The 5,744-nt window shown below is 70.1% G+C and carries 4 protein-coding genes; 2 read left to right on the top strand and 2 right to left on the bottom strand.

Annotated features, from left to right (window positions below):
* Window positions 1-64 precede the first annotated feature (64 nt).
* Window positions 65-1,354: a YibE/F family protein gene (locus G6017_RS17310; RefSeq protein ID WP_179523540.1), complete on the top strand. Its 1,290-nt coding sequence runs from the start codon at window positions 65-67 to the stop codon at window positions 1,352-1,354.
* 9 nt (window positions 1,355-1,363) lie between these two features.
* Here G6017_RS17310 and G6017_RS06490 read toward each other — a convergent pair whose 3' ends face one another.
* Window positions 1,364-2,617: a pyridoxal phosphate-dependent aminotransferase gene (locus tag G6017_RS06490; protein WP_179523539.1), complete on the bottom strand. Its 1,254-nt coding sequence runs from the start codon at window positions 2,615-2,617 to the stop codon at window positions 1,364-1,366.
* 72 nt (window positions 2,618-2,689) lie between these two features.
* On the bottom strand, window positions 2,690-3,781 hold the full coding sequence (locus G6017_RS06495; RefSeq protein ID WP_182610063.1) for a helix-turn-helix domain-containing protein: 1,092 nt from the start codon (window positions 3,779-3,781) through the stop codon (window positions 2,690-2,692).
* Between the two features lie 68 nt (window positions 3,782-3,849).
* On the opposite strand from G6017_RS06495, the gene G6017_RS06500 reads away from it, so the two are divergent.
* Window positions 3,850-5,688 carry an NAD(P)/FAD-dependent oxidoreductase gene (locus tag G6017_RS06500; protein ID WP_182610062.1) on the top strand — a complete coding sequence of 613 codons (1,839 nt, stop codon included), beginning with the start codon at window positions 3,850-3,852 and terminating at the stop codon, window positions 5,686-5,688.
* Window positions 5,689-5,744: the final 56 nt, after the last annotated feature.

Genomic DNA, 5,744 nt, shown 5'->3' on the forward strand with positions numbered 1-5,744 from the left:
CCGTCCTCCGACTCCGACCGTCCTCCGACTCCGACCGGGCCCGGCGCGGGTTAGGGTTACCCGCGTGAGCGACCGGCCAGCGACCCCTCCCCGGCACCGGCACCGGGTCGAGCGCCCCCGACACGGGTCCCGCCTCGTTCCGTCCGGCGGCGCCGGCCGGATCACGGTGGTCGGACTGATCCTGGGCGCGGTCGCGACGATGATCGGGGTGGCGCTGCTGTGGCCGACCTTCCAGGACCCCGAGCTGGACCCGTACTTCGCCCAGTCGTCCGGGTCCTCGGTGGTGACCGAGCGGGGCGAGGTCGTGTCCACCGAGGTGGCACCCTGCGGCTCCCCGGACAACGGTCGGGTGCTGCCCGGTCCACCGCTCGAGCCCCGGTTCCCCGGCCCGGAGTGTCCGCGCTCGATCGTGCGACTCGACACCGGCCCGGACGCCGGCCGACAGGTCCTGCTGGAGATACCACCCGGGCCCGGATCCCCGGACCTCGGTGAGGGCGACCAGATCCAGCTGGGCCGCTCCCCCCAGGGGGCCACCGACACCTATGCCTTCGAGGACTTCACCCGCACCGTGCCCATGGCGTTGTGGCTCCTCGTGGGCGCCGTGGTGATGGTCGCCGTCGGGCGGTGGAAGGGACTGCGGGCCCTGATCGGGATCGCGGTGGCCCTCGTCGTCGTCGTGGGGTTCGTCCTCCCCTCCATCCTCGACGGCAACCCGGCCATCCTGGTGGCCGTGGTCGGCGGCTCCGCCGTGCTCTACCTGGTGATCTACGTGGTGCACGGGATCAACCTCAAGACGCACGCCGCGCTGCTCGGCACCCTGTCGGCGATGCTGGCGGCGGCGTTACTGAGCTGGGTGGTCATCGAGACCACCAGGATCACCGGGCTCAGCGGCGACTCCACGACCCAGGTCCAGGTGTTCGTGCAGCACGTCTCGCTGACGGGACTGCTGCTCGCCGGCTTCATCATCGGCGCCCTGGGCGTGCTCAACGACGTCACCGTGAGCCAGTCCGCGACCGTGTTCGAGATGCGCCACCTCGACCCGCACGCCGGACCCGTCCAGGTGTTCCGGTCGGCGATGGGGGTCGGACGCGACCACGTCGCCTCGATGGTCTACACCCTGGTGTTGGCGTACACCGGGTCGGCGCTGCCGCTGCTGCTGCTGTTCTCGCTGGGGACCCGCTCGCCGCTGTCGATCCTCACCTCCGACGTCGTGGCCGTGGAGCTGATGCGGTCGCTCGTCGGCGCGATCGCCCTCGCCCTGTGCGTCCCGCTCACCACCGCGGCAGCGGTGTGGCTCTCCCGCGACGTGACCCCGGAGGAACTGGACCGGGCGACCGTGGGCGCGCGGCACTGAGCGCCCGGACTACTGGCGGTACGAGGCCAGGAAGTTGCCGATCCGCTCGATCGCCACGGCCAGGTCGCGGCCGGCGGGCAGCGTGACCACCCGGAAGTGATCCGGGTCGGGCCAGTTGAACCCCGTGCCCTGGGTGACCAGGATGCGTTCGCGTTCGAGCAGGTCCAGCGCGAACAGGCGGTCGTCGTGGATCTCGTGGACCTCCGGGTCGAGCCTGGGGAACACGTAGAGGGCGCCCATCGGCTTGACGCAGCTCACCCCGGGGATCGAGTTGAGCTTCTCCCACGCGATGCCGCGCTGCTCGTGGAGCCTGCCCCCGGGCTCGATCAGCTCGTTGATCGACTGGTACCCGCCGAGTGCCACCTGGATGGCGTGCTGCGCGGGCACGTTGGGGCACAACCTCGTCGAGGCCAACAGCTCCAGACCCTCGAGGAACCCGGCCGCGTGCGCCTTGGGGCCGGTGATCGCCATCCAGCCCGCCCGGTAGCCCGCCACGCGGTACGTCTTGGACAGGCCGTTGAAGGTCAGGACCAGAAGATCGTGCGCGAGCGAGGCGATGGAGGTGTGCTGCGCCTCGTCGTAGACGATCCGGTCGTAGATCTCGTCCGCCAGGATGAGCAGACTGTGCTCGCGGGCCAGGTCCACGATCCCCTGCAGGACCTCCCGGGAGTAGACCGCCCCGGTGGGGTTGTTGGGGTTGATCACGACGATGGCCTTGGTCTTGGGCGTGATCTTCGAGGCGATGTCCTCGAGCGACGGGTTCCAGTCGTCCTGCTCGTCGGCGAGGTAGTGGACGGGCCTGCCCCCGGCGAGTGAGGTCATGGCGGTCCACAGCGGGTAGTCCGGGGCGGGGATGAGGACCTCGTCGCCGTCGTCCAGCAGCGCCTGCATCGTCATGGTGATCAGCTCGGACACGCCGTTGCCGAGGTAGATGTCCTCCACGTCCAGCTGCGGGAAGTCGGGGACCAGCTCGTACCGCGTGAAGATCGCTCGACGGGCCGACAGGATGCCCTTGGACTCCGAGTAGCCCTGCGCGTGGGGCAGTGCAGCGATCATGTCGCGCATGATCACGTCCGGCGCCTCGAACCCGAAGGGGGCGGGGTTGCCGATGTTCAGCTTGAGGATCCGGTGACCCTCCGCCTCGAGCTGGTTCGCCCGCGCCAGCACCGGGCCGCGGATCTCGTAGAGGACGTCCTTGAGCTTGGACGACTGGTCGAGCGTGCGCGGCTGGTGGAGCGTGCGTCCCGTGTTCTCCGGCGTCATGACTGCTGATTGTGCCACCTCGGTCGGACGAGGTTCCGGCCGCGCCGAACCGCGGTGTCAGAACCCGTGGCGTCAGATCCCGTACCGCAGGTCGATGATGGCCGGGATCTCCGAGAGGGGCAGGAGATCGTCGGGATGCTCCACCGAGAGGAAGTCCACGCAGCCTCGCGCGTGGGAGGCCAGGGCGTACGGCTGGGAGTCGATCGACAGGCCGGTGAGCTGACGGAGCCTGCGGACCTCGCCCCTGACGGTCGCCGTGGCGTCCCTGTCCCCGTAGAGCGCCTCGGACAGGGAGCGCGCGGTCCACGCCTCCCGGGACGCCAGGAGCGCGAGCAGTTCCGCCCTTCGCGGGGTGAGGTCGACCGTCGACCCGTCGGCCCGGATCACCGACGGCCTCCACCCGAGCAGACGGATCTCCGTCACCGGGTTGTCGCCCCGATCCGTGCTCTCGTCGGGGCCGGGTCCGGGGCGCGAGCCCGCGTCCGGCGGGCGGGGGTCGTCCGGGGACGGCCCACCCACTCCGTTCGCGAGCAGCGTCTCGGCCAACCGGGTACCGCAACGGACCAGCGCGGCCGTCTCGGAGCTCGAGAAACGGACCGGATGGGAGACGTCGAGGACCCCGAGGATCCTGCCGCGGGCGTCCCGGACGGGACTGGCCGTGCAGGTCCAGCCGTGATGGGCCCGGACGTAGTGTTCGCCGGCGGTGGCGTGGGTCAACGTCCCGGTCTCCAACGCGAGGGAGATGCCGTTCGTGCCGATCCCCCGTTCGGACCAGTCCGCGCCCTCGGCGAACGCGATCGAGTCGGCGCGGCGGAGTACGTGGGGACTTCCCGACCGCCAGAGCAGGCACCCCCGTGAATCGGTGAGGACCACCAGGTGCCGGCCCGCGGCGGAGGTGTCGGACACCGAGGCCACCACGTCCGCCGCGATGTGGCGCAGGGGTGTGCGCTGCCGCGCGTCGGCGACCTGTTCGCGGGTGAGCACGCGGGCCGGCATTTCCTGGTCCGGCGAGATCCCGGCCGCTCCGCTGCGCCTCCACGCCTGTAGGACCCGCGAGTCGAGGTCTGAGGTCGCGCCACCGGAGAGCGCGATCCCGTGGGCCCTGATGGAGCGCTCGGCGAAGGCCCGGGGGTCGGAGAACCGCAGGGCCGGGTGCAACGACATTGCCACCCCCTGGGGAAGAAAGTGTGATCTACGTCATTGCCGAAGCTACACGAGACGAAGGAGCGGACATGACCCAGACGACAGATGCACCGGCCGACCGGGGTGGGGCGGGCGGCGCCGGTTCAGGCGCCGACGCCACGGTCGAGAGGTGGCTCGGGGAGTTCGACGAGGCCCTCCGGGCGGGGGACGCGGAGCGCGCGGCGCAGTTGTTCGACCCCGAGGGCTACTGGCGCGACTTCGTCGCCTTCACGTGGAACCTCAAGACCCTCGAAGGGCGGGAGCAGATCCGCGGGATGCTCGATTCCCAGCTGTCCGCGGTCTCCCCCTCCGACTGGAGGCTCGACGACCCCGCGAGCGCGTCGGGTGACCTGACCGAGGCGTGGGTGACCTTCGAGACGGCGGTCGGCCGCGGATGGGCCCACCTCCGCTTGCGCGACGGCAGGGCCTGGACCCTCCTGACCACGATGCAGGAACTCAAGGGGCACGAGGAGAAGAGGCGCCGGACCCGGGACCAGGGCGTCGAACACGTCATCCGCAAGGGGCGCACGACGTGGCTCGAGAAGAAGCAGGAGCGCCAGAAGGCCCTCGGATACACCGAGCAGCCGTACACGGTGATCATCGGCGGAGGCCAGGGCGGGATCGGGCTCGCGGCCCGACTCAAGCGGCTGGGCGTGCCGACCATCGTGATCGAGAAGAACGAGCGGGCCGGCGACTCGTGGCGCAAGCGCTACAAGTCACTCCACCTCCACGATCCGGTCTGGTACGACCATCTGCCGTACATCCCCTTCCCCGACGACTGGCCGGTGTTCCCGTCCAAGGACAAGGTCGGGGACTGGCTCGAGCACTACACCGCGATCATGGAGCTCGACTACTGGTCCGGTACGCAGTGTCTGACCGCCGACTTCGACGAGGAGTCCGGGACGTGGCGGGTCGAGGTGGACCGGCGAGGCGAGAAGGTGGAGCTCCGCCCCACCCAGCTGGTGTTCGCGCTCGGGGTCTCGGGCTACCCGAACATCCCGCACGTCGAGGGCGCGGACTCGTTCACCGGCGAGCAGTGGCACTCCTCGGAGTTCACCGGGGAGGGGGACGTGGAGGGCAAGCGGGCCGTGGTGATCGGCTCGAACAACTCGGCCCATGACATCTGCGCCGCGCTCTGGGACCACGGAGCGGACGTCACCATGGTCCAGCGCTCCTCCACCCACATCGCGCGGAGCGAGTCGCTCATGTCGCTGGCGCTCGGACCCCTGTACTCCGAGGACGCACTGGAGGCGGGGGTGACGACCGAGAAGGCCGACATGCTCTTCGCCTCCTGGCCCTACCGCCTGCTCCCCGGGGTGCAGATCCCCGTCTACGAGCAGATGGCGGAGAAGGACTCGGAGTTCTACGGCCGACTCCGCGAGGCCGGATTCGAGCTGGACTTCGGGGAGGACGGGTCCGGCCTCTTTCTCAAGTACCTCCGGCGCGGTTCGGGGTACTACATCGACGTCGGTGCCAGCCAACTGGTGATCGACGGCGAGGTCGCGCTGGCACGCGGGCAGGTGACGCGGATCCGGGCCGACGGGGTGGAGCTGGACGACGGGACGATCCTGCCCGCCGACCTCATCGTCTACGCCACCGGGTACGGCTCGATGAACCAGTGGTTGACCGATCTCGTGTCGCAGGACGTCGCCGACCGGGTGGGCAAGGTCTGGGGATACGGTTCCGACACCACCCGGGACCCCGGGCCCTGGGAGGGGGAACTCCGCAACATGTGGAAGCCGACGAACGTCGAGCAGCTCTGGATCCACGGAGGCAACCTGCACCAGTCCCGCCACTACTCCAAGTACCTGGCCCTGCAGCTCAAGGCGAGGATGGAGGGCGTGCCCACCCCCGTGTACCAGGTCCAGGAGGCGCACCACCCCTGCTGACGGCGGGACCCGTCAATGCACCTGCGGCCCGTGATCGGGGTGTCCGATCACGGGCC

The sequence above is a fragment of the Dietzia sp. B44 genome, assembly GCF_014145245.1.
In the GTDB taxonomy this organism is placed as follows: Bacteria; Actinomycetota; Actinomycetes; order Mycobacteriales; family Mycobacteriaceae; genus Dietzia; species Dietzia natronolimnaea.